This window comes from Nocardia sp. NPDC058640 (assembly GCF_042716995.1).
Lineage (GTDB): Bacteria > Actinomycetota > Actinomycetes > Mycobacteriales > Mycobacteriaceae > Nocardia.
Genome location: NZ_JBHXRG010000020.1, coordinates 1 through 23,401 on the forward strand (window position 1 = coordinate 1; position 23,401 = coordinate 23,401).

The 23,401-nt window shown below is 66.0% G+C and carries 22 protein-coding genes and 1 pseudogene; 10 read left to right on the forward strand and 13 right to left on the reverse strand.

Going from position 1 to position 23,401, the window contains the following annotated elements; translation table 11 throughout:
* Positions 1-24: 24 nt before the first annotated feature.
* The 4 genes from ACFWU5_RS20245 to ACFWU5_RS20260 all read right to left on the reverse strand — a co-directional run bounded on the left by ACFWU5_RS20245 (position 25) and on the right by ACFWU5_RS20260 (position 4,912).
* Entirely contained in the window at positions 25-1,407 is a 1,383-nt protein-coding gene (locus ACFWU5_RS20245) for an allophanate hydrolase (protein WP_379268236.1), read from the reverse strand.
* A gap of 57 nt (positions 1,408-1,464) precedes the next feature.
* Positions 1,465-2,130: a GntR family transcriptional regulator gene (locus tag ACFWU5_RS20250; protein ID WP_379268237.1), complete on the reverse strand. Its 666-nt coding sequence runs from the start codon at positions 2,128-2,130 to the stop codon at positions 1,465-1,467.
* A gap of 42 nt (positions 2,131-2,172) precedes the next feature.
* Complete coding sequence (locus ACFWU5_RS20255) at positions 2,173-3,762, reverse strand: hypothetical protein (RefSeq protein ID WP_379268238.1); 1,590 nt, start codon at positions 3,760-3,762, stop codon at positions 2,173-2,175.
* 220 nt (positions 3,763-3,982) lie between these two features.
* Positions 3,983-4,912 (reverse strand): IclR family transcriptional regulator, encoded by a 930-nt coding sequence (locus tag ACFWU5_RS20260; RefSeq protein ID WP_379268239.1) that lies wholly within the window; start codon positions 4,910-4,912, stop codon positions 3,983-3,985.
* Positions 4,913-4,997: 85 nt separating this feature from the next.
* Between ACFWU5_RS20260 and cysD the strand changes: the two genes are divergently transcribed.
* From cysD to ACFWU5_RS20295, 7 genes and pseudogenes are all read left to right on the forward strand, one after another.
* A complete protein-coding gene (cysD, locus tag ACFWU5_RS20265) occupies positions 4,998-5,903 on the forward strand; it encodes a sulfate adenylyltransferase subunit CysD (protein WP_379268240.1) in 906 nt (301 codons plus the stop codon).
* Positions 5,903-7,819 carry an adenylyl-sulfate kinase gene (gene cysC, locus ACFWU5_RS20270; RefSeq protein WP_379268241.1) on the forward strand — a complete coding sequence of 639 codons (1,917 nt, stop codon included), beginning with the start codon at positions 5,903-5,905 and terminating at the stop codon, positions 7,817-7,819. Before cysD ends, cysC begins: the two co-directional genes overlap by 1 nt.
* Entirely contained in the window at positions 7,816-9,021 is a 1,206-nt protein-coding gene (locus ACFWU5_RS20275) for a hypothetical protein (RefSeq protein WP_379268242.1), read from the forward strand. The genes cysC and ACFWU5_RS20275 overlap by 4 nt, the downstream gene beginning before the upstream one ends.
* Positions 9,018-9,803: an SDR family oxidoreductase gene (locus ACFWU5_RS20280; protein WP_379268243.1), complete on the forward strand. Its 786-nt coding sequence runs from the start codon at positions 9,018-9,020 to the stop codon at positions 9,801-9,803. The genes ACFWU5_RS20275 and ACFWU5_RS20280 overlap by 4 nt, the downstream gene beginning before the upstream one ends.
* Before the next feature lie 12 nt (positions 9,804-9,815).
* Positions 9,816-10,949, forward strand: coding sequence for a sulfotransferase family protein (locus ACFWU5_RS20285; protein ID WP_379268244.1), 1,134 nt, complete (start codon positions 9,816-9,818; stop codon positions 10,947-10,949).
* A 234-nt stretch (positions 10,950-11,183) separates the two neighbouring features.
* Positions 11,184-11,792 (forward strand): Uma2 family endonuclease, encoded by a 609-nt coding sequence (locus ACFWU5_RS20290; RefSeq protein ID WP_379268309.1) that lies wholly within the window; start codon positions 11,184-11,186, stop codon positions 11,790-11,792.
* Between the two features lie 48 nt (positions 11,793-11,840).
* Positions 11,841-11,999 (forward strand): annotated as a pseudogene (locus ACFWU5_RS20295) (Imm8 family immunity protein); the annotation flags it as partial.
* Positions 12,000-12,059: 60 nt separating this feature from the next.
* Here ACFWU5_RS20295 and ACFWU5_RS20300 read toward each other — a convergent pair.
* The gene (locus tag ACFWU5_RS20300) at positions 12,060-13,280 is read right to left on the reverse strand and encodes a serine hydrolase domain-containing protein (RefSeq protein WP_379268245.1); all 1,221 of its coding nucleotides are present in this window, start codon (positions 13,278-13,280) and stop codon (positions 12,060-12,062) included.
* Between the two features lie 63 nt (positions 13,281-13,343).
* On the opposite strand from ACFWU5_RS20300, the gene ACFWU5_RS20305 reads away from it, so the two are divergent.
* Positions 13,344-14,108: a helix-turn-helix domain-containing protein gene (locus tag ACFWU5_RS20305; protein WP_379268246.1), complete on the forward strand. Its 765-nt coding sequence runs from the start codon at positions 13,344-13,346 to the stop codon at positions 14,106-14,108.
* Between the two features lie 9 nt (positions 14,109-14,117).
* Here the strand turns inward: ACFWU5_RS20305 and ACFWU5_RS20310 are convergent, their stop codons facing one another.
* Genes ACFWU5_RS20310 through ACFWU5_RS20320 form a run of 3 tightly spaced genes read right to left on the reverse strand, consistent with a single transcriptional unit; the run spans position 14,118 to position 18,183 of the window.
* Positions 14,118-16,070, reverse strand: coding sequence for an acetoacetate--CoA ligase (locus tag ACFWU5_RS20310; RefSeq protein ID WP_379268247.1), 1,953 nt, complete (start codon positions 16,068-16,070; stop codon positions 14,118-14,120).
* On the reverse strand, positions 16,067-16,813 hold the full coding sequence (locus ACFWU5_RS20315) for a 3-hydroxybutyrate dehydrogenase (RefSeq protein ID WP_379241893.1): 747 nt from the start codon (positions 16,811-16,813) through the stop codon (positions 16,067-16,069). The genes ACFWU5_RS20310 and ACFWU5_RS20315 overlap by 4 nt, the downstream gene beginning before the upstream one ends.
* Complete coding sequence (locus ACFWU5_RS20320) at positions 16,813-18,183, reverse strand: MFS transporter (protein ID WP_379241892.1); 1,371 nt, start codon at positions 18,181-18,183, stop codon at positions 16,813-16,815. Before ACFWU5_RS20320 ends, ACFWU5_RS20315 begins: the two co-directional genes overlap by 1 nt.
* Before the next feature lie 99 nt (positions 18,184-18,282).
* On the opposite strand from ACFWU5_RS20320, the gene ACFWU5_RS20325 reads away from it, so the two are divergent.
* On the forward strand, positions 18,283-19,251 hold the full coding sequence (locus tag ACFWU5_RS20325) for a LysR family transcriptional regulator (RefSeq protein WP_379241891.1): 969 nt from the start codon (positions 18,283-18,285) through the stop codon (positions 19,249-19,251).
* On the opposite strand, the gene ACFWU5_RS20330 is transcribed toward ACFWU5_RS20325, so the two are convergent.
* Together ACFWU5_RS20330 and ACFWU5_RS20335 are read right to left on the reverse strand one after the other, a co-directional pair.
* Positions 19,225-19,785 (reverse strand): GNAT family N-acetyltransferase, encoded by a 561-nt coding sequence (locus tag ACFWU5_RS20330; RefSeq protein ID WP_379241890.1) that lies wholly within the window; start codon positions 19,783-19,785, stop codon positions 19,225-19,227. The two genes, ACFWU5_RS20325 and ACFWU5_RS20330, sit on opposite strands and share 27 nt — an antisense overlap.
* Entirely contained in the window at positions 19,782-20,426 is a 645-nt protein-coding gene (locus ACFWU5_RS20335; RefSeq protein WP_379268248.1) for a PhzF family phenazine biosynthesis protein, read from the reverse strand. Before ACFWU5_RS20335 ends, ACFWU5_RS20330 begins: the two co-directional genes overlap by 4 nt.
* Positions 20,427-20,567: 141 nt before the next feature.
* Here ACFWU5_RS20335 and ACFWU5_RS20340 point away from each other — a divergent pair, with 141 nt between their 5' ends.
* Entirely contained in the window at positions 20,568-21,125 is a 558-nt protein-coding gene (locus ACFWU5_RS20340; RefSeq protein WP_379268249.1) for a nitroreductase family protein, read from the forward strand.
* Between the two features lie 85 nt (positions 21,126-21,210).
* On the opposite strand, the gene ACFWU5_RS20345 is transcribed toward ACFWU5_RS20340, so the two are convergent.
* From ACFWU5_RS20345 to ACFWU5_RS20355, 3 genes are all read right to left on the reverse strand, one after another.
* Complete coding sequence (locus tag ACFWU5_RS20345) at positions 21,211-21,702, reverse strand: SRPBCC domain-containing protein (RefSeq protein ID WP_379268250.1); 492 nt, start codon at positions 21,700-21,702, stop codon at positions 21,211-21,213.
* 273 nt (positions 21,703-21,975) lie between these two features.
* Positions 21,976-22,728 (reverse strand): MerR family transcriptional regulator, encoded by a 753-nt coding sequence (locus ACFWU5_RS20350; RefSeq protein ID WP_379268251.1) that lies wholly within the window; start codon positions 22,726-22,728, stop codon positions 21,976-21,978.
* Between the two features lie 87 nt (positions 22,729-22,815).
* Positions 22,816-23,337: an MOSC domain-containing protein gene (locus tag ACFWU5_RS20355; protein WP_379268252.1), complete on the reverse strand. Its 522-nt coding sequence runs from the start codon at positions 23,335-23,337 to the stop codon at positions 22,816-22,818.
* Positions 23,338-23,401: the final 64 nt, after the last annotated feature.

Consider the following 23,401-nt stretch of genomic DNA (forward strand, 5'->3'; position numbering starts at 1 on the left):
GCGTTGGGGTGGCGGGGATTTCGGTCATCGTCGCTCCTGGAGGGACACCGGTCCGAAGTCGTGCAGCGTGGGGGTGCGGGGTTCGTCCAGCAGGCGGGCGGCGGCGGCCAGGACGACGTCGTCGGCGAGGGCGGGGCCGAACACCATGAGCGACACCGGTCTTCCTTCGCGTGTGGTGCCGGCGGGCACGGCGATCGCGGTGAGGTCGAGCAGGTTGCCGAAGTGGGTGTAGTGGCCGAGCACGGTATTGGTGGCGATGGGGTCGGCCAGCACGTCGGCGACGGTGAAGGTGGTGCCGATGGTCGGCACCACGATCGCGTCGACCGTGTCCCATAGTCGGGCCACCTCGGCACGTAGCTGCTGCAACCGCTGCTGTGCGCGGAAGACGTCGACGGCGCTGAATTTCCTTCCGCTGTCCAGGATTTCCCGGATCACCGGCAGGATCGAGTCGGGGCGTTCGGTGAGGAACTGTTCGAACTCGACCAGTCGTTCCGCGACCCAGGGACCCTGGTAGAGCAGTGCGCCCGCCGCGAGGAACGGTGCGAGAGTGGTGTTCACGCACTCGAACCCATTGCGCGGCAGCTGGTCTCGAGCGGCCAGGTGTGCGGTGCGCATGGCCTCGTCGCCGAAGAACTCGAGTTCGTGTGGGGCCGGGAGGCCGAGCCGGATCGGGCCGCCATGAAATCGTGGGCCCCTCGCCCGTGACCACGGGTCGTCATGGTCGACCGCCATGATCACGTCGGCGACCAGGTCGAGGTCTTCGATCGTTGTCGCCATCAGCGTCAGGCAATCCAGCGACTTGCAGGCGGGGACCAGTCCGACGGTGCTGATCAGACCGCGTGACGGCTTCCAGCCCACGATGCCGTTGAGCGCGGCGGGCACCCGGCCCGACCCGGCCGTGTCGGTGGCCACGCAGAACGGCACCTGACCGAGCGCCACGGCCAGTGCCGAGCCGGAACTGGAGCCGCCGCTGATCAGGTCACCGCCGAATACGCTGCGCGGCACCGGATATGGCGTTCGGGTGCCGTTGAGTCCGGTGGCGAACTGGTCGAGATTGGTCTTGCCCACGAACAACGCACCCGCGTCGAGCAGACGCTGCACAGCGGGCGCGGTGCGGGTGGCGACGTAGGCGTAGTCGGGGCAGGCCAGGGTCGTTGGATAGCCCGCGACATCGATGCTGTCCTTCACCCCGAACGGCACCCCGTACAGCGGTAATGTGCGAGCACCCGGCCGACGTTCGATAGCTGTTGCCGCACTGAGTAATTCCTCGCGCGATACCGGGGTGATCCACGTGCCGTCGTCGCCGCGCGCGGCCATCGCGTCGGCCACCCGTGCGGCGGTCCGGGTCGGCGAGCCGCTGCCACTTTGGTGCTGGGCGAGAATTTCGGTGACCGTAGAGCCTGTCATCTTGTCGATTGTCGACAGAATGTGTGACGGCGGTGGTAGCGGTCTGTATCGGATGTGTTAGGAGATACCGAGTTTCAGGTATGTTTGCTCGCCGTGCCTGCGCAGCGCCGCCTCGGCCCGCACCGGGTCGTTGGTCTCCAGGGCGGTCAGCAGTTCCTGATGCCGGCGCACGCCATCGCGCCGGGCACCCGCTTCGGTCTCCTCGCGCAGGTTGCGTGCCATGGCCAGCTGCAGCTTCACCAGGACCTGCTCATACACCAGGTCCAACTGCCGATTACCTGCCAGGGCAACGATTTCGGCGTGAAAGCGGCGGTGGGCGTCGTCGCGGGCAACCCAGTCTTTGCGCTTGTCCGCGGCGGTCAACTGCTCGAGTGCGGCGCGCACGCCGCCCAGGCGTAACTGCGCGCACGGCAGCGCGGTGGTCAGCGCGTGCTGTTCCAACGCGCGCCGCACCTCGAACAACTGCACGATGTCGTGCGCGGACCACACCACCACGCGGTATCCCCGGCGCGGCAGATGCTCGACCAACCCCTGTTCGGCCAAGCGCCGCAACGCTTCCCGCACCGGCGCCCGACTGATCCCCAGCTGCGCGCACAGCGCCTCCTCGCCCACCCGCTCCCCCGGCGCCAACGCACCGCCAAGCACCTGCGCGCGGACGTGGTCAGCGGTCATCTCCACCAGGCTCGCCGGCAGGTCGGTCGAGTTCGATGCGGCTGCGGTCATGAGTCGAGTCTACGAACACTGCGCCCGATGCCGCCGCGGCCGCTAGGACAGACGCAGGCTTTTGATCATCGTCTTGGCCTGGTCGGCGGTGAGTTCGCCGGTGGCGTTGCGGTCGACGAGGATGGTCAGCACCAGCAGGGTGTTGGCGGCGTTGCGGAAGCCGAAGGTGTAGATGGAGTAGGCGTTGGCGGTGCAGCCCGGTCGCGACGGGGCCCACGGGCCTGCGGATTCCACGAACTGGCCCTCGATGCCGCTATCGGTCTTCATCGAGGTAGCGGCGGTGATCTTGCCGCCGGTGGCGTCCGAATAGCCGCCTGCCGCAGAGCTTTTCGCGATGGCGGTGGCCGCGGCGGCGGGGTCCTTCTCGGTGGTCGAGGTCACTGCGGCCATGGCGCGATAGGCCGAGCCCGGGCAGTAGGCGGCGCCCTCGGTGGCTTGGCCGCGTCCGTCGATCGTGCCGAACTGGTTGGTGATTTCCAGTGGGTCGGTGGAGGCGTGGATCTTCCAAGCGGCCGGTACGTCATAGGCGACTCGGTAGCTGGAGACCAGCACGCCCTTCGAGCCGGGAGTGATGGGGGCGGTGCTGGTGCCCGATAGTGGGGCCGCTTTTGTGGTGGTGACGGGGGCGGTGGTGGTGGAAGTCGGTGCGGCAGTGGTCTGTTCGGAGGAACTGGTCGCGAATGCCACTGTGACCGCTATGCCGATCGCCAGCACGGCGATTACTGCTACGACCGCGATGATCTTCCCCGAGCCGCCTCGGCGTGGGGGTGCCGGAAGTGGTTGTGGGGCAGGGGCGTAACCGTAGGACTGTTGACCGTAACCCGGCTGGGCGAAGGGTTGCTGGGGTGAGCCGAACTGCTGGCCGTAGGGCTGTTGCGGGTACGGCTGTTGGCCTGTGCCGGGGTGCTGCGCGTAGGGATCTTGGCCCATCCCGGCCTGCTGAGGGAAGGGTTGTTGCCCCGTGCCTGGCTGGCCGAACTGCTGTCCAGGCGCTGGCGGCGCGTACGGGTGCTGGCCGCTACCGGACGGTTGCTGCCACTGTGGCTGCTGACCGTACGGCTGTTCGCCGCTGCCCACCGGCTGACCGAACACGGTCGGTGGCGCCTGCTGATATTCCCCGCTACCGGGCTGCGGTGCCCCGAACTGCTGGCCTGGCCCCGGCTGACCGAAGACAGTCGGGGGCGCCTGCTGGTACTCGCCGCTGCCGGGCTGCTGGCCGTACGGCTGCTGGCCCGGCCCCGGCTGACCGAAAACTGTCGGCGTCGCCTGCTGATACTCCCCGCTACCGGGCTGTCCCGTTCCTGGTTGCTGCCACTGCGGCTGCTGCCCGAGACCGGGTTGCTGCCACGGCTGGCCGCCGATCCCCGGCTGGCCGACCACCGTGGGATCAGCGACCGGATGTTGTCCGCTGCCAGGCTGTCCCGTTCCTGGCTGCTGCCACTGTGGCTGATCATCCGTTCCAGACTGTTGCCCGACAGGCGGCTGCGCACCGTCTTGCGGTGCGGCGCTGGGCTGTTCGGGACCACTGGGCGGTCGCAGGATGGTCTGGTCCGCGGCGGGTGGTGCGGCGGGGTCGGGGGTCGGGCCGGAGAGTCCGGGCGCCTCCCACCACCGATCGGCGTCGTTTGCCACGTCCGTAGTCCTTCCTCGCCCTCTGACCGCGCGACCGTGGAGCGGGTCGCGTTCAGTCAGATCCATTCGTCAGCGTAATGGCGAAACGCCGCTATCGAGTACTCGAAGCCGACTGATCGAAACCCGTTCGGTGCGAAAAGTGCTCGAGAGCACACAATCCGGGCAGTCCGCTGCCCTATGCCGGACGGCGAGACAGTTGCCATGGGTGGCAGGCGGCGCGCTACTCCACCAGTTCACCGAGTGCGATGCGGTCCGCGGCCGCCATTGTCGCCGCGCCGAGTTCACTCAGTTCCGCGGCGGACAGCCGGGTGTCGGGGCAGCTGACGACCGCTGCGACGACTGCACCGTTACGGTCGCGGATGGGGGCAGAGAGAGTGACGACAGCGTTTTCGGGGCCGAGCTCGTCGGGGAGGTAGTCGATGGTGATCAGTTCGGTGATGACCGAGCCGAGTTGAGCGCGCAGGGCCGCGGTGACGGGCGAATCACGCAGGCCCGCCAGCACTTCCAGCATCGGCGTCGAGTCGTCGACGAGGCGTTCGACGGAGTAGCCGCGCGTGCGGATTTCGGCGAGCACGCGAGTCAGCCGGTCGCGATGGGCCGGGTCGGCGGCTTCCAGCCAGGTATTTCGCACGGATTCCGGTGCCCAGGCGACGAATTCGCGGCACACAGGCGGCGCGAGCGGCAGCCGCCGTCCGGGCCGAATCCAACCGGCCGACGGCTGCCCGACCACCTCGGTGACCACGATGCTGTCCCCGGCCCGTTCGGCGAGGAACACCGGAATGCCGGCCACCTCCGACAACTGATGCAGATGCGCAATAGCGGTGCGGCGCAACGGAAATGCCGCCTCGGCCCGTCGAGCGACCGTCAGTAGCCGAAGCCCGATTCCGTAACAACCATCATCATCACGCACGGTCCACCCGTCGGCGGTGAGCTGAGCGAGCACGGCATGGGCGGTGGCGCGAGAAAGCCCCGCTTCCCGCACGATCCGGGCCAGCGACAGATGCTCGGTCGCTCGCCTGGACAACAGTTCCAGCACCTTCACCACCCGATGCGTCGGCGGTGACGCGGCACCGGGAATCTCGGCATCGCCCATCGAATCCGGGTTCACCTCTTGACCGGCGCCCTGGGCCCGGCTTATCGTCGGTGTCACAATACCGAACGATAGCGTCGACTATTCGACACCGCAAGTCGTCGGAGAGAGTTTCCGACAAATCGCGAGAACAAGAGGGTGAACAGTGCAAGCGGGGTACGAGTTATCGCATCTGGCGGCCTTGGAGGCCGAGTCGGTGCACATCTTCCGAGAGGTCGCGGCCACGCTCGCGCGACCGGCCCTACTGTTCTCCGGCGGCAAGGATTCCGCCGTGCTGCTACATCTGGCACGCCGCGCGTTCTGGCCTGCGCACCTGCCGTTTCCATTGCTGCACGTGGACACCGGCCACAATTTCGACGAGGTGATCGAGTTCCGCGACCGCACCGTCGAGCGCACCGGAGCACGCCTGGTTGTTGCCCGAGTCCAGGACGACATCGACGCGGGCCGCGCCGTAGAACGTCCGGGCGCCACCCGAAACCCTTTGCAAACCACCACTTTGCTGCGCGCGATCGGCGAGAACAGGTTCGACGCGGCCTTCGGTGGAGCCCGGCGCGACGAGGAGAAGGCCCGCGCCAAGGAGCGAGTCTTCAGCTTCCGCAACAGTTTCGGCGAATGGGATCCCCGCGCGCAGCGGCCCGAGGTGTGGAACCTCTACAACGGTCGTCATCAGCCCGGCGAACACATTCGGGTGTTCCCGCTGTCGAACTGGACCGAGCTCGACATCTGGGAGTACATCGATCGCGAGGCCGTCGAGCTGCCGTCGCTGTATTACGCGCACCGTCGACAGGTGATCGAACGCGACGGAATGCTGTTGTCGGCAACACGATTCGTCGACGCGGCCCCCGGCGAGCGCACCTTCGAGGCGACCGTCCGTTTCCGCACGGTGGGCGACGCCACCTGCACCGGCTGCGTCGAAAGCACCGCCGACACCCCGACGAAGGTGATCGCGGAAACAGCCGCCACCCGCCTCACCGAGCGCGGCGCCACCCGCGCCGACGACCGGATCTCCGAGACCGGCATGGAAGACCGCAAGCGAGAGGGCTACTTCTGATGCGCCGCAACCTTTTACGAATCGCGACCGCGGGCAGCGTCGACGACGGCAAGTCCACTCTGATCGGCCGACTGCTCTACGACTCCAAGTCGCTGTTCGACGACCAACTCGCCGCCATCGAGAAGGTCAGCACCGAACGTGGCGGTGCCGCAGCGGATCTGGCGCTGGTCACCGATGGTTTGCGCGCCGAACGCGAGCAGGGCATCACCATCGACGTCGCCTATCGCTACGTGACCACTCCGCGCCGCAAGTTCGTCATCGCTGACACCCCTGGCCACGTGCAGTACACGCGCAATATGGTGACCGGCGCGTCCACCGCGGACCTCGCGCTGATCCTGGTCGACGCCCGCACCGGCGTGTCCGAACAGACCCGCAGGCACGCGTTCCTGGCCACGCTGCTGGGCGTGCCGCACCTGGTGGTGTGCGTGAACAAGATGGACCTGGTCGACTGGTCGCAGGAGCGGTTCGAGCAGATCCGCACCGAATTCGCCGCGTTCGCATCCAAATTGACCGTCGGCGACCTGAGCTTCGTTCCCGTCTCGGCCCTGCTGGGCGACAACGTTGTCGACGGTTCGCAGCACATGCCCTGGTATCCGGGCCCGCCGCTGCTGCGCCATCTCGAGGACGTGCACATCGCCTCGGATCGCAATCTCATCGATGCCCGACTGCCGATTCAGTACGTCATCCGGGCGCAGGAGGGTCTGGACCACCGCAGTTACGCCGGCACCGTCGCGGGCGGGATCTTCAAAGCCGGTGACGAGGTGGTGGTGTTGCCGTCGGGTCGCGCGACCCATGTTCGGGAGATCTGGGGTCCGGGCGGCACGAAGGTCGACGAAGCGTTCACCGGCATGGCTGTCTCGCTGACACTGGAAGACGACATCGATGTCGGGCGCGGCGACCTACTGGCCCGGCCTGGCAATCGCCCGCATATCGGCACCGAACTGGACGCGATGGTGTGCTGGTTCTCCGAGACTGCTCAATTGCGTGCGGGAGCACAGTATTTGGTGCGCACCGCCGCGCAGACCTCCTCCGCGGAGGTCACCGCCATCGACTACCGGCTGGATGTGAACACCCTGCATCGGGTCGAGGACGTGGAGTCGTTGTCGCTCAACGACATTGCGCGCATCCGACTGCGCAGTCGTCATCGGATGCTGTTCGATTCGTATCGGGAGAATCGGCGCACGGGCAGTTTCATCCTGATCGATCCCGTGACCGACCAGACGGTCGCCGCCGGGATGGTGACCGGTCGGGAGACCGGGTTGGACCACGCTGAGCGGACATTTCTCGCATCATCGGTCGAATCCGCGACCGAAAGCGACGCAATTGTCCGCCCAGCGTGGTCTCTGACCTGGCATCGCTCGGCGGTGACTCGCACCGAACGCGGGCACACCGGCACGACCATCTGGCTGACCGGCCTGTCCGGGTCGGGGAAGTCCACCGTCGCCGTCGAGCTGGAACGTCAGCTGGTGGCGGCCGGGCGGCCGGCCTACCTGCTCGACGGCGACAATCTGCGCCACGGCCTCAACGCAGGCCTCGGCTTCTCCCCCGCCGACCGGGACGAGAACGTGCGCCGCGTCGCCGAAGTCGCAGCATTGTTCGCCGATTCCGGTGCGGTGGCGATCGTGTCGGTGATCAGCCCGTTCGCCGCGCAACGGGCCGATGCCCGCACCACCCATGCCGACCGGGAACTGCCCTTCCATGAGGTCTTCGTCGACACGCCGCTGCCGGAATGCGAACGCCGCGACCCGAAGGGCCTCTACGCCAAGGCGCGCGCCGGTGAGCTGCCCGGCTTCACGGGGATCGGCTCGCCGTATGAACGCCCTGAGCATGCCGATCTCGTCATCACGCCCGACCTCGGGTCCCCGTCCGACATCGCTACCCACATTCTCCGAGAGCTAGGAATCGCAGACCGTTGACCCACTCCAGTACGACCACCGTCGCACCACCCGATCCACTGACCGCCCCCTTCCTCGCCGCGGTCGCGCAGGCCGAAACTCTCATCGCCAGTGCGGAATTCGTTCGCAGCGACCAGGATCTGGCCGAGGGTTACGACTATCTCGCCGCCAGTATCGCAGCCTGCCTGCGTCTTTCGGGCGCGCACGGCACCTCGCATCCGTACTTCGTGTCCTCGACCGGCCCCTACGCGAAAATGGGCCTGGACAACCCGGACACGCTCTACTACCACGCCAACATCGAGCCGACCGCGGAATACGTGGTGACCGGGGTGCGCGGCAGCACGGTCGACCTGAGTTTCCAAGTGCTCAAAGGTGATTACACCGCCACCGACGTGCCCGGCGGCGCCGACGCGTTCGACGACCGGCGCATTCCGATCTCCGACGACGGTAGTTTCACCCTGCGCTTCGGCCCCGCGAAACCCGATGCGGGTCCGGACTATTTTCCGCTCGGTGACGGGGCGTCCATGCTTGCCGTGCGCGAGGTCTACGGCGACTGGTCGCAGCGCAAGGGTTCTATTCGGATCGAGCGCGTCGACACCATCGGCACCGCACCCGTCGAACCGGACCTGGCGCGCATCCGCAAACGATACGGCGCGGCGGCGAAGATGCTGCTCACCCGCGTGCACACCTGGTTCAACTTCCCCAAGTGGTTCTATCTGGACCTGCCGGTGAACACGCTGACCGCACCCCGGCTGACCCCCGGCGGGCTGAGCACCCAGTACTCCTCGGTCGGGCATTTCGATCTCGCCGATGATCAGGCGCTGGTGATCACCGTCCCGAAATCCGATGCGCCGTACCAGGGTTTCCAGCTGGGCAGTCTCTGGTACATCTCCCTGGACTACGTCAACCACCAGACCAGTCTCAATCACGCTCAGGCACAGGTGGATTCGGACGGGATGATTCGGATGGTGGTGAGTAGGCAGGATCCGGGCATTGCGAACTGGATCGAAACCACCGGCCGGACGCGCGGAATCCTGCAGTTCCGGTGGCAGCGCACCGATCGCCCGATGAACGAGGCGGATGGCCCGACGGTCGAAGTGGTGGCGATTGATCAAGTCGCGCAACACCTTCCCTATTTCGAAGACAACCGGATCGACGCCGCTGGATGGCGTGACCGGATCAGTGCCCGCCAGCGGGCCTTCGCAGATCGGATGCTGGGATGAGTGGGGCATTGTTGGACGGGAAAGTCGTCGTTGTCTCCGGAGTCGGGCCTGGTCTGGGCCGATCGATCTGTTTGGAAGCTGCCGCGGCCGGTGCGACGGTCGTGCTCGCGGCGCGCACCGAATCACGACTGCTCGAGGTGGCCGGCGAGATCGAGGCCGCCGGTGGCGCGACGCTGAGTGTGCCCACCGACATCACCGACGAGGCGGCGGTCCACAACCTCGTGGCGCGCACGGTCGATACCTTCGGCCGGGTCGACGCGTTGGTGAACAACGCGTTCTCGGTCCCGTCGATGAAACCGCTGGACCGCACGGATTTCGACCACATCCGGTCGAGTTTCGACATGACGGTGCTGGGCGGGTTGCGAATGACCCAGGCGTTCACGCCCGCGCTCGCCGAGTCCAAAGGTGCTGTGGTGATGATCAATTCGATGGTCGTTCGGCATTCCGAACCGCGGTACGGCAGTTACAAACTCACCAAAGCCGCGCTGCTGGCGATGTCACAGACCCTGGCAACCGAACTCGGCGCCAAGGGAGTTCGCGTCAATAGTGTTCTGCCGGGCTATATCTGGACCGACCAGCTGAAGTGGTACTTCGGTCAGGTCGCGGAGAAGTACGGCATCACCGTCGAACAGGTCTATGAACAGACCGCGTTGAAATCGGACCTGAAGCGTTTGCCCGAACCCGACGAAATCGCCCGTGCTGTGGTGTTTCTCGCGTCGGAGTGGTCGTCGGCGATCACCGGTCAGACCCTCGACGTCAACTGCGGCGAATACCACAACTAGGAGCTTTGAACCATGACTGTGCGCACTGACGTCGGCACCGTGGCCGACCTGCACGCCTCGGCCACCAAACTCACCGGCCTCACCGATTTCGGCCCCGACGACTACCTCGAAGCACTGCAGGTATTGCTCGACTCCTATCGTGACGAAGCCGGGCTCACCGAACTCGGCAGCAAGATGTCGCGATTCTTCCTGCGCGGCACGCTGATTGCTCGCGCGTTGAGCGAAGCCGCGTGGGCAGCCAACCCCGAGTACGTCGAAACGCCGGTCACCCGACCGATTTTCGTCACCGGACTGCCTCGCACCGGCACCACCGCCCTGCACCGGCTGCTCGTCGCGGACCCTGCCAATCAGGGCCTGGAAATGTGGCTGACCGACTTCCCCCAACCACGCCCGCCCCGCGACACCTGGCCGACCAACCCCGCCTACCAGCAAATCGACGCCGGCCTGCGCCAACACCAGGTCCAGAACCCCGAATTCATGGGCCTGCACTACATGAGCGCCGCCGACGTCGAGGAATGCTGGCAGCTTCTGCGCCAATCCGGCATGTCGCACTCCTACGAATGTCTGGCCTACGTCCCCGGCTATTCCCGCTGGCTGGCGGCCCAGGACTGGACCCCCGCCTACGCCCGCCACCGCCGCAACCTGCAGCTCATCGGCATGAACGACCCCCGCCGCTGGGTCCTGAAAAACCCCAGCCACCTGTTCTGCCTCGACGCCCTGCTGGCCACCTACCCCGACGCCGTCATCATCCAAACCCACCGCGACCCCGCCACCATCATCGGCTCGGTGTGCAGCCTCAACGACCACGCAACCCGAGGCTGGTCCACCACGTTCACCCCCGAAACCATCGGCCGAACCCAACTCGACCTGTGGTCCCGAGGCCTGTCCGACTTCACCGCCGCCCGCACCCGCCACCCCGAAGCCACCTTCATCGACGTCGACTTCGACGACCTTCGCACCGACCCCCTGGCCGTCGTAGACCGCATCTACCGCACCACCGACACCCCCCTCACCGACACAGCCCGCACAGCCATCACCGCCCTCGACACCGAAAGCCGCACCGGCACAAGAAAACCCACCCACACCTACTCGCTGTCCGAATACGGCCTGACCGAACAGATGATCACCGACCGTTTCAACGCCTGAAAACACCCCGATCCACAGGACCGCCGCCAACGAATAGTGGACAGGCGGGTCGGCCAGGTGCCAATCACACCCTCTTCACTCCCCATGAAGCCGACCCGCCTGCTTTTCACCGAACCTCGACCAAGACAGCCCGCCGCCAGGATGGCGCTGACAATCAGCCCGCATACAAGGCTGCCAACCCATGCGCTCACAGAGCACGACCCGACCAGTTCAAGCTGCGACAGTGGCACAAGGATGCAGTGGACAATCACTCGGAGGCTGAAAGTGGCGGTCGAGACGATACCGAGTCGGCTCGGACAACCGATCTCCATCGTCGAATTCGACGCTCTACCGTGCGATAACAGCCATCGCTACGAGATCGAGAACGGACTCCTTCTCGTCAGCCAGCGCCCGACGTCAAGGGTCAGTCGAGCGATCAACCGGCTGCTCATACAGTTGGACAGCCAACTCCCCGAAGAGTGGGAAGCCTTCGCGGGAATCGAGGCCGAACTCACCGGCAAATCGCCCCGTCGCGTGCCAGATGTGGTGGTCGCACCTGTCGATATCGACGACCAACCCCGAATTCGCAGCGACCAAATCGCGCTCGCCGTCGAGATCGCGACATCCGGCGAATCCGCAGTCCGCGACTACTCCATCAAGGCAGGCGAGTACGCCGCCAACCGCATCGCCCACTACTGGGTGATCGACCTCATCGACACCGAATCAGTCGGCCTCACGATCTACACCCTCGACGACACCGGCGAATACCGAATCACGCCCCGCGCCACCGGCACCGTGCACGTGCCCGAACCGTTCCCCCTGACCATCGACCTGAACGCCCTCACCGGCCGGCGCACCCGCTGACCACCTGCACTTGCGTACGGTCATCGAGCGCTCGCGGGCGCGCCGGCCGCCGGGAGGTACCTTCTGGTGCTGGATCGAGTCGACGTCCGCGAAATCGAACGGTACGTATCACAGTTCCTCGCGCCCCTCGAACGTCCGACATGGCCCGAGTTGGCTTCCGAGATCGGCAAACTCGGGCACTGGGAATTCGAGGGGTACCGGCCGTAGCGGAGCTGGGGAACGTCCGTGACACTGTTAGACGTCGACGAATGGGCCCCGCCTAAGCGACTACTTCCCGCCCATCGCTACCTGGTAAAGGGCGGTGAGGGCGTCGTCGATGGGGTGGGGCTTCGGTTTTCCGTCGGGGCCCAGCTCGTTCCAGCGGACCAGGTTCATCGTGACCGACATCTGGCGGGTGCCGTCGGCGCTGGTCAGCGAGAGGGATTGGGTGCCGAAGACACTGCCGTCGTGGCCCCAGAATATTTCGCCCGCCGGGGTTCGCACCTTGTGCAGGCCGAGGCCGTACTCGAGGTGCGAGCCGTCCAGGGCGATGACGGGGACTGTGCGCTGCATCTGCGTCAAGGAATCCTGGCTCACGATCTGGCCGCTGAGCAGCATGCGGTAGAAGCGGTTCAGGTCCGACATGGTCGAGACCAGGCCGGCGCCGGGCAGTGCCCACGACATGTCGTAGACGCTGTAATCGCGTGGTGGGTCGATCATTCCGAACAGTGCCTCGTACATGCGCGGGTGCGCAACGGTCAGGGTCGGCCCGTCCGGGAACGCGGTGTGTTCGAGTCCGGCGCGTGCGATCACGTTCTCGGCGATGTACGTCTGGAACGCCGTTCCGGTCACCTTCTCCAGCAATTGGGCCAGCACGAAGTAGTTGGTGTTGGAGTAGACGCCGGGAGTCGCTCCGGGTGCGCTGGTGGCGGGCGGCGCGTTGACGCCCATGCCGATCAACTCGACCGGGTCGAACTGGGTGAACCGATGCTGGTCCAGGCTCTCCGACGACAGCTGCGCCCCGCCGAAAAAGGCTGCCAGAGAAGGGAATGAGTACGGCAGATGTTCGGCCAGTCCACTGGTGTTGTCGAGCAGCATCCGGACGGTGATCTTCGCGCCACGCTCACCGGGGACCAGCTGCGGCAGGTAGTCGCCGATCGAGGTGTCGAGACCGATGCGCCCCTGTTCGACCTGTTGCATGATCGCGGCCGCGACGAACGTCTTGGTGATGCTGCCGACTCGGTGAACCATGTCGGGCCCGATGGGTGCGCCGGTGGCGATGTCGGCGACCCCTGCCGTGCCATTCCACGTCTGGTCGCCGTCGCGTACCTCCATGTACACACCGATCATCCCCGCGTCGCGGACCGCGTTCAGCGCGGATTGCAATGCGGCTGGTCGCAGTCCGGAACCTGTTGGCGCAGCATCTGTTTCGCTGGACGCTGACTGCATCGTGCACGCGCTGAGGGTCAGCACGGCCACGCCTACCGATATTGCCAGTGGGAACTTCACGATTTCTGTCCTCTCGTGGTCGGCCGCTGTAATTCGAAGCGGCGCACCATTACCGTGGCAGGTGTGACCGACGAGGCGCTTTCGAAATCGTGTGGTCCGGTGGTCTGGATCAGGCCGGGTCATGCCGGGTATCTCGGGCCCGAACTCGGCGTGGACATGCACTCCGGTTCGGTCCCGGTGCTCACCGTCGGTCTCGACGGGCCCTTCGTCCTGGAGACCGCCACCCACGGTGCGATGACCACCCGCAGCGCGTACGCCCCCGCTCGCGCGGTGCACCGGGTGAACACGCTCGGCAGACCGATCTTGCTGCTGTTCGTGGATCCGGCGTGGTCGCCGTCCGCTGCTATCGAAGCGCAGATGGCCGACACCGCGGGCCCGTACCGGCTCGATCACTGTCGCGAACGCGAATTGGTCGAACAATGCAACCAACCGGAGCTGGACCCGAGCCGCATTGTGGCGCTGGCCGCCGCGGGGCCCGTCCCGGTTCCCGATCCCCGTCTCGAACGAGTGGCGGCCGCGATCCGACGACACCCGGATCGCACGTTCCGGGCCGAACCGATCGCCTCGGATCTCGACCTGTCCACGTCACACTTTCTTCGCCTGTTCGTCCAGCAGTACGGGACGACGTTCCGCCGATATCAACAGTGGTGCCGCATCATTCACGCGATGAGCAACGTCGCCGCCGGCCACGATCTGACCCGATCCGCGACCGACGCGGGTTTCGCAACGCCGTCCCACTTCAGCGAAACCTTCCACCGCATGTTCGGCATGTCCGCGAACGCGACGCTGCGCACCGGAATCCGATTCGACCTCGAACCCGTGCCGTAACCAGCGAACCTATTCGATTCCCGTGCGGGCGAACTGGGCGTACCAGCCCAGCAGGGCGGGGTTGTCGACGGCGCTGGGGTCGACAACGGTGGTGGGGTCGGCGCCCTGGAGGAGTTTCTTGATGGGGACTTCGAGTTTTTTGCCGGTGCGGGTTCGGGGGATGCCGGGTGCGGCGATGATGTCGTCGGGGACGTGGCGGGGGGAGGTTTCGGTGCGGATGATCTGTCGGATTCGATCGACGAGGTCTTCGGTGAGGGTGAAACCTGGTGCGGGGACGATGAACAGGGGCATCCAGTAGCCGCCGTCGGGTTGTTCGGCGCCGATGACCAGCGCGTCGGCGATTTCGGGGAGTTGTTCGACCGCTTGGTAGATGTCGGCGCTGCCCATGCGGATGCCGTGGCGGTTGAGGGTGGAGTCGGAGCGGCCGTGGACGATGATGCTGCCGTGGTCGGTGCGGGTGATCCAGTCGCCGTGCCGCCAGACGCCGGGGTAAGTGTCGAAATAGGCTGCGCGGTAACGGGATCCGTCGGGGTCGTTCCAGAAGCCGACGGGCATGGAGGGCATGGGTTCGGTGATGACGAGCTCGCCGACCTCGTTGTGGACCGGGTTGCCCTGGTCATCCCAGGCTTGCAGGGAAACGCCCAGGTAGGGTGCGGACAGTTCGCCTGGCCAGACCGGGACAGTCGGTGCGCCGCCGACGAAGGCCGAGACTACATCGGTCCCGCCGCTGATCGCCGCGACCGGGATGTGCGCACCGACGTTGTCGCGCAACCAGATCGACGACGACGGTGGCAATGCTGAGCCGGTGACGCCGATCAGACGCAGAGCGGTCAGGTCGTGGTCGCGGGAGGGGACGGCTCCGGCTTTCGCACAGGACAGCACGTAGCCGGGACTGGTGCCGACAACGGTGGCGCCTACTCGGGAGGCGATGTCCCACAGTGCATCCGGTGCCGGATAGCTGGGGCTGCCCGCGTAACACACGATGGTGGCGCCGACGAGCAGTCCGGCGACCTGGAAGTTCCACATCATCCAGCTGGGGCTGGTGTACCAGAGAAACGTGTCGGCGGGTCCGATATCCGATTGCAGCTCAATGGCTTTCAGGTGTTCCAGCAGCACCCCGCCGTGCCCGTGCACGATGCCCTTCGGCAGGCCCGTGGTGCCCGAGGAGTACAGCACCCACAGCGGGTGATCGAAGCCGACCTGGGCGGTCGAGATCGTGGATCGATCACAGCGCTCACAGGCATCCTCCCAGGCCAGCGTGCCGGAGACGGGCTCGTCGGATACCAGCACGGTCGCCACCAGCGTGGGGAGAGCGGCGCGCAGTTCGGCGACCTCGTCGGTGCGGGAATGCGCCTTTCCGCCGTAGCGGTAACCGGCAGCGGCCACCAGCACCACCGGCTCGAGCTGCCCGAGCCGATCCAGCGCTGCCTTGGCCGAGTAGTCCTGCCCGCACGCACTCCACACGGCCCCGATACTCGCGGTGGCGAGGAAGGCGATCACGGCCTCGGGGATGTTGGGCAGGTAACCGGCCACCCGGTCCCCTGCCCGAACACCGAGCCCGCGCAGGGTCTGCGCGAAACCCGCGACCCTGGCCAGCATGTCGTCCCACGACAACTCGGCGACCGAACCGTCCTCTTCCACCGTCACGATCGCGGGCCGATCGGAACGGGCCTGCCGGATCACCTGGTCGACATAGTTCAGCGACACCGAGGGAAACCATTGCGCCCCCGGCATTTCCGCCGAAGCCAACACCGCACCCGGCCGGTCTCCGAGCTCGAAGTAGTCCCACAGCGAACCCCAGAACCCCTCCAGATCGTCGACCGACCACTGCCACAGCGCGTGGTAGTCGGGCACCGCGATGCCATGCCGCGCAGCCACGAACCGAGCGAAGTCGGTGATCCGAGCCCGATCGATGTCGTCACCGTTGGGCACCCACTGCGGTGCCGCTACCACGTTGTTCATCGGGCGCTCCACCCTCCATCCATCACGTACGACGACCCGGTGACCATTCCGGCCGAATCGGAGGCCAGCCAACCGACCAGTGCCGCAACCTCTTCCGGCTCGATCAGCCGTTTGATAGCACTCTCGGTGAGCAGCACCTTCTCGAGCACTTCCTGCTCATCGATCCCGTGCACAGCTGCCTGATCAGCGATCTGCTTGTCCACCAACGGTGTTCGCACATAGCCGGGGCTGACACAGTTGCTGGTGACCCCGTGCGCGCCGCCTTCCAGCGCCGTCACCTTCGACAGCCCTTCCAGCCCGTGCTTGGCGGTCACGTAGGCGACCTTGAACTGCGACGCCCGAATCCCGTGCACCGACGAGATATTCACGATCCGCCCGAACCCCTGCGCGTACATGTGCGGAAGGGCCGCGCGAATCAACAGGAACGGCGCTTCGACCATCAGCGTCTGCATGGTGCGGAACTGGTGCGGCGCGAAATCCTCGATGGGGCTGACGCTTTGCACGCCCGCGTTGTTGACCAGGATGTCGGTTTCCAGGCGCAACTCCGCCAGCGCGTCGACCTCGAGCAGGTCGACACTCCATGCGTGCCCGGCGATTTCGTGCGCGATCCTCTTCGCTCCGACTCCGTCGATATCGGCGACGGTCACCTCGGCCCCGCGTGCGGCGAGTTCACGCGCGCACGCGGCGCCGATTCCACTGGCGGCACCGGTGACCAGCGCCTTGCGTCCGGTGAGCTCTGCCATCAGGCAACACCTTTCGATGCAGATGCGTCAGCGAGGTCGAGGGTTTCCAGGTCGATTCCGCGAGTTTCCTTGGCGCACAACACCGCAACGATGGTGACGCTCGCCGCGATTGCCAGGTACCAGGCGATCGGCACCGAGGAGTCGAACTCCGACAGCAGTTTCACCGCGATGATCGGCGCCAGCGAACCCGCCACGATCGAGGTGACCTGGTAGCCCATCGACACACCCGAGTACCGCATCCGGGTCGGGAACATCTCGGCCATGATCGCGGGCTGACCGGCGTACATCAGCCCGTGGAACATCAGTCCGATCACGATGGCGGACAAGATGATCATGTGGTTGCCGCTGTCCATCATCGGAAAGGCGAAGAAGCCCCAGGTCGCCGCGGCGACGGCGCCGATCAGGTAGACCGGACGGCGGCCGATGCGGTCACCGAGCCTGCCGGCCAGCGGGATCACCATGATGTGCACGGCGTGCGCGATGAGCAGCCACCACAGGATGTTCTTGGTGTCGGCGTGCACGTGCACCTTGAGGTAGGTGATGGAGAACGTGACGACCAGGTAGTACATGATGTTCTCGCCGAACCGCAGGCCCATGGCGGTGAACACCCCACGCGGGTACTTGCGCAGCACCTCGAAGGGGCTGAACGACGCGGCCTTGACCTGGTCGATCTCCTGCTGCGCGGCCACGAAGATCGGGGCGTCGGTGACCTTGGTGCGCACGTAGTAGCCCACGAGCACGACCACCGCCGACAGCCAGAACGCCACGCGCCAGCCCCAGCTCAGGAACGCTTCGTCGGACAGGGTCGAGGTCAGCACCAGCAGCACGACCGTGGCGAGCAGGTTGCCCGCGGGCACACCGGCCTGCGGCCAACTCGACCAGAAAGCGCGGCTCTTGCTGGGGCTGTGTTCGGCCACCAGCAGCACCGCACCACCCCATTCGCCGCCGATCGCGAAGCCTTGGATGAAGCGCAAGGTCACCAGCATCGCCGGTGCCCAGTAGCCGATTTGGGCGAAGGTCGGCAGACAGCCCATCAGGAACGTTGCCGCGCCGACCAGCACCAAGCTCACCTGCAACAGCTGCTTGCGGCCGTAGCGGTCGCCGAAGTGGCCGAAGACGATGCCGCCGATCGGGCGGGCCGCGAAACCGACGGCGTAGGTGACGAACGCGGCCAGGATCGCGTCGAGGTCGCTGGTGTCCTTGGAGAAGAACACCTTGCTGAACACCAGCGTCGCGGCGGTGCCGTAGAGGAAGAATTCGTACCATTCGACGACGGTGCCCGCCATCGAGGCGGCCACCACCCGCCGCAGTCCGGTGGGGGCTTCGTCCGGGTCGTCACCGGTGGGCCGGGTCGCGCTACGCACGCTCATCGCAAAACTCCTTCAATGATCCAGATCACGCCACCACAAAAATGTGACGTGACCCACAAGCTGTGAGGAGAGTATTCGTGCAGATGCATCTCGGTGACAATGGCCAGTTTCGCAGCGGCTATCTGCGAAACTGCACACGTGAGCCATTCTCCTTCGACTTCGGGACGCCGGCCCAGTGCTGACGATTTGCTGGTGCTGCTCGCGGTCGGCCGGTCCGGGCGGTACATCACCGCCGCCGAAGAGCTGGGCATCAACCACACGACGATCTCGCGGCGCATCGCGGCACTGGAACACGCCATGGGCGGGCGGGTGCTGACCCGTGTCACCGGCGGCTGGGAGCTCACCGACCTGGGGCGCGAGGCGCTGACCGCCGCCGAAGCGGTGGAGGCCGCGGTCAAATCGCTGGGCTCGACCGCGGGCGAACGCACCCTCGAAGGCGTGGTGCGCATTTCCGCCACCGACGGTTTCAGCGCCTACCTGGCCGCGCCGTCGGCCGCGCGCGTGCAACGCAGACATCCCGGCGTGGCCGTGGACATCATCGCCGCCACCCGACGAGCATCCACCCAGCGAACCGGCCTCGATATCGAAGTGGTGGTCGGCAAACCCCAAGTCCACCGTGCCGAAGCGATCGAACTGGGCGACTACTGCCTGCGCCTGTACGCCTCCCGCGACTACCTCGCCGACCACGGCACCCCCACCACCGTCGCCGACCTGGCCCACTACCCCCTGGTCTACTTCATCGAATCCATCCTCCAAGTCGACGACCTCGACCTGGCCCTGGCCTTCGCCCCCGCCATGCACCGCTCGGTCTCCTCGACCAACGTCTTCGTCCACGTGGAAGCGACCCGAGCGGCCGCCGGGATCGGCCTACTCCCCTGCTTCATGGCCGACCGGCACGCCGATCTTGTTCGTGTGCTGCCCGACGAAGTGCGCGTTCAGCTCACGTACTGGTTGGTCATCCGGCCGGAGACATTGCGCCGCCCGGAAGTCGCCGCGGTTGTCGAGGCTCTGCGAATGACGGTCCGCGATCTTCGCGAGGACCTACTCGGCGACCGCCCGAACACCTAGAACGGTGTCTGCCCCTTGTCTGCCGGTCAGCTCCTTCTCCATGAGCGTGAACGACTTCGGCACACCACCCGGCTGCGGCTTGCCCGCCTTGTGGCCGACGACTCGGTAGCCGAGGTTCGAGTAGTAGGCGTTCAGAGGCACGTTGCCGGCGAGGCAGTCGAGCCGCACGAAATTGCGGCCCACTGCGGCAACCCGGCGCTCTGCAGCCTCCAGCAGAAGCCGCCCAGTACCCGGCTCGGCGACGCTACGATCCACCATCAGCCGATGCACATAGCCGGCCACCGGCGGCTGCGATCCCCAGGCATCCTCGTCGTCCCACCACAGCTCCCACGCCCCGACCACACGACCACCGACCTCGGCGACCCAGACCTCACCCTGCGCCATGGCCTTCCGGAAATGATCCTCGCTCAATTGGCCGGGCTGCCATTGGCCGGTGATTCCGTGGGCGAGCATCCAGTGCGCCGCGTCGTCGCGCAGGCGCACGAGGGTTGCGAGGTCGGTATCCGCCGCCAGTCGGAAGCTCAGGTCGTTCACTTGGCGATCCGCCTTACGTGTCCACCGATTTCGATCGAGCCATCGGGCTTCGGGAAAGTCAGAATCTGCGAACCTCGACCCTGCGTGATCGTCAGGGCCCGGCCGAGAGTTGCCGTCAACAGCAGTGCCGCGGCACCCGTCGCCTCGTCCTCGTCGATGCCGTCGCCGCGACCGGGGAAAGCCCGCGCCCGAACGTGACCGGCCGACTCGTCCTCCCACGCCCACGCATAAATCCATTCACCGGGTCGAGGGACGTCGAGCTCGTTCACCTGCTCGGCCGAGCTGTACTGCCGAAAAGTCCTGGGCGGCACCCACTCCGGCCGCGCCGTGATCCAACTGACCCCGCCTACGCGGCGCGCGGTGACGACCCCTGCAGCGGTGTCGAGTTGCGGCGCATCCAGCAACCACGCCGCGCCGACGCAGGGATGTCCGGCGAACGGCAGACTCACCGACGGTGTCCAGATATCGATGGCGGCACGAACCGGGTCGTCGATGAACACCGTCTCGCTGAACCCGAGGTCGCGCGCGATGCGCAGTCGTTCAGCGGGAGACGCGCCCTCCAGACCCTGCACTACGCCGAGTTCGTTGCCGAATTCTCCTGCTGGCCCGCAGAACACGCTGAGAACATCATGTTCGATCACGGACTCATTCAACCGCAGTTGCCGGCACAGTCATTTCGCCGGGGTCGGTGCGACAACCCGACCCCTAGCCGCGCGCGAACCAGTTCGAAACCCGTTGTGCCGTACGGGCATAGGACGTAAGCAATCTTGGTTGAGACAACAGTGTTCACCTCTGCGGGTCGGCCCCGTCTTCACCCGCTTCTGGCTGGGCGATTCAGTCCCTACGCGTTCGATTCCGGGGCGGCGGTGGATGACGCGACGGTCGAACTGCTGCTCGAGGCTGCGCGGTGGGCGCCGTCGGCGGGGAATTCACAGCCGTGGAGTTTCTATCCCGTCCGGCCCGGCGAGGTGGAACACAAGCGGATCGCGATGCATCTGGCACCCAGTTCAGCTCGGTGGGCGTTGGACGCCGGTCTGTTGATCGTCACGTTGACGCACAGATTCGTCGACGATTCCCGCATCCCGTACTCGGAATTCGCCGACTACGATCTCGGCCAAGCCGTCGCCAATCTGACAATCCAAGCCCAGGCCATCGGCCTCGCCTGCCACCAATTCCGCGCCTTCGACCTCGACGCCGTCACCACCGACCTCGCGCCGACCGCCGGTTGGGTGGTGATGTCGATGATCGCCGTCGGAGTTCCGCTCGGTGAACCGCGCCGCGGACAGCGGCTCTCGATCGAGGACATGCGGGCGGCACCCTGGAATACCGACAGCCAGTGACGCAATCCGCGAATCCCTCTGGCCGCAGGTCTCAGCGGAACAGTCGTCACCAGCGCGGTTCCCACTCCTTGCCGTGGCAATCCAACTAGAAGAGGTTCTGGTGGCCGATGTCGAGCACGTCGCGCAGCCGCGACAACCTGCCGTGCCACATCCGTTCCATTCCGTTGCGCGCCATCTTCTGTCGGCGGTCTTCGAGATCGAATCCGCTGTGCGTCAACAACAATCGAGTGCCACGCCCCTGCGACAACAATGTCCAGTCGATAACCCAGCGGGCCGGCCGTTCTGCTCGCAAGTCGACCCAGCTCAGGGTCAGCTGCTCACTCGGACGGGCCGCTAGAACTTCGCAGGCGATCTCACCGACAGAGGTCGCTTGCCGCCTGGCCGCCGACGATGGCTGGGGCGGGACGGTGAAGACGAAGTGGGTTCCCACTGATGCGACGAATCCGGTAGACGGCATCAACCACCGTTGCACCACACTCGGATCGGTGAGCGCGTGCCACACGTCGGACGGCGCATGGGCAAGGAAGTTGCCGATCTCGACCGACGCAGGGTCGCGTGTCGGGTCGGATATCACCACGCCACCGCCGCCCAAGTCGTCAACCGATCACAGCGCCAGACCACCGCGCTGCAGATGTATTCCGTCCGCTGCGACACCGTCAGGGGTGGGGTTGCATTCATCGGTCAAGCCTATGCCGCAGACTCCTGTGCCCGTCGATGTTCGGGTCCTTCACGAGAAGGCCGCACCCCGCCCGGGTTTCAGGCGGCGGCCGTGGCGCGCAGGAATCATCCCCCGCACCACGCGCACGCACTACCTCAGTCGTTACTGCGCGATATTCGGACTCCGATCCCGTTATTCCCGTGCAGTATTCGCGGCCGTGATGAACGCGATCTGCGCGGGCGACGGTCCGCAGTACTCACTTTCGATTCGGGCGGACTCCTCGGCCTGCATCCGATACATGCTGTCGCGCAAGCCCTCATCACCCCCATGGAACCCTTCCAGAAGCTCCATCCACTGGGCAGCCATGCGCCCCGCCTCGGGCGAGGTGGGGTCCATTCCCGCCGCGATCGCTGCGTCGACCTGGGGGATCAGCACAGCCCAGTCGGCTTCGACTTGCTGAATGTGCTGTTCGCCCAGCTCTTCTCGGCGCACGGCGAGTTGTGTCAGCTGTTCCTCGGTGAAGTAGTTCTTGATGGTGTCGTCGACCATGACGGTTCTCCTGATCAGTTCCAGGAAGTGGTCGGTGGATGTTTCCGGCTTGCTCTGCGCGGTGGTTGCCAGTGCGTCGACCAGGGCGTGCAGGTCCTTGGTCGCTGCCAGTTGCGCCGCCAGGTAGTCGCGATGGGCCGTCAGAACCTGTGCCATCGGCACGGCGCCCTCGAGCAAGTCCGCGATCTGGTCCAGGCCGAGGCCCAGCTGGCGCAGGGCCAGGACCTGGTAGAGGCGCTCGACGTCGCTTTCGGTGTAGAGCCGGTGGCCGGTGTTGGTCCGGTGCGCGGGGTGCACCAATCCGATGCGGTCGTAGTGGTGCAGGGTCCGCACCGTCAGTCCGGCCTCGGCCGCGAGCTCGCCGACCTTCCACACGCGCTGGTCCATCCGTTTCATCCCACTTCCACCAGCGCACTGTGCGCCGGTGTTGTCGACGGTAGGACCTGACCTTACGTCAGGCGCAAGCACGGATTCGACGCTGCGCTAAACCCGGTCCAGCGCCGTCCACGGTTGCGGCGGGAGTTCGACGGCGATGCTGTCGCCGGGCTGGATCTCGCCGCCGGCGGTGACCACGCCCATGATTCCGGCCTTGCGTACGACAGTGCCTGTCGCGTCCTGGTGGACGAGTTGTTTCAGCAGGCCATCTTGGAATCTGTCGATCTGGGCGCAGGGGTTGCGCAGGCCTGTCACCTCGACGACGGCGTCAGGGCCGATTCGCAGCACTGCGCCCACTGGCAGGGCGAGGAGGTCGAGTCCGGTCGTGGTGATGTTCTCGCCGAGATCGCCGGGCAGTACCTCGAATCCGTGCTCGGCGACCTCGGTGAACAGCTCTTGGTGCATGAGGTGAACTTGGCGCAAGTTCGGTTGGGTCGGGTCCTGTGCGACGCGAGAGCGGTGTTTGACCGTGGTTCCGGCGTGAACGTCACCTTCGACGCCGAGGCCGGCCAGCAGACGGATGCTGGGGCGGGTCGGCTTGGTGAACGAGTACTCACGGTTGCTGCTCACTGCTATCACTGTGCCGCTCATAGTGTTCGAGGCTAGCCGTGCAATATGCTGCGCAACAAGTGAA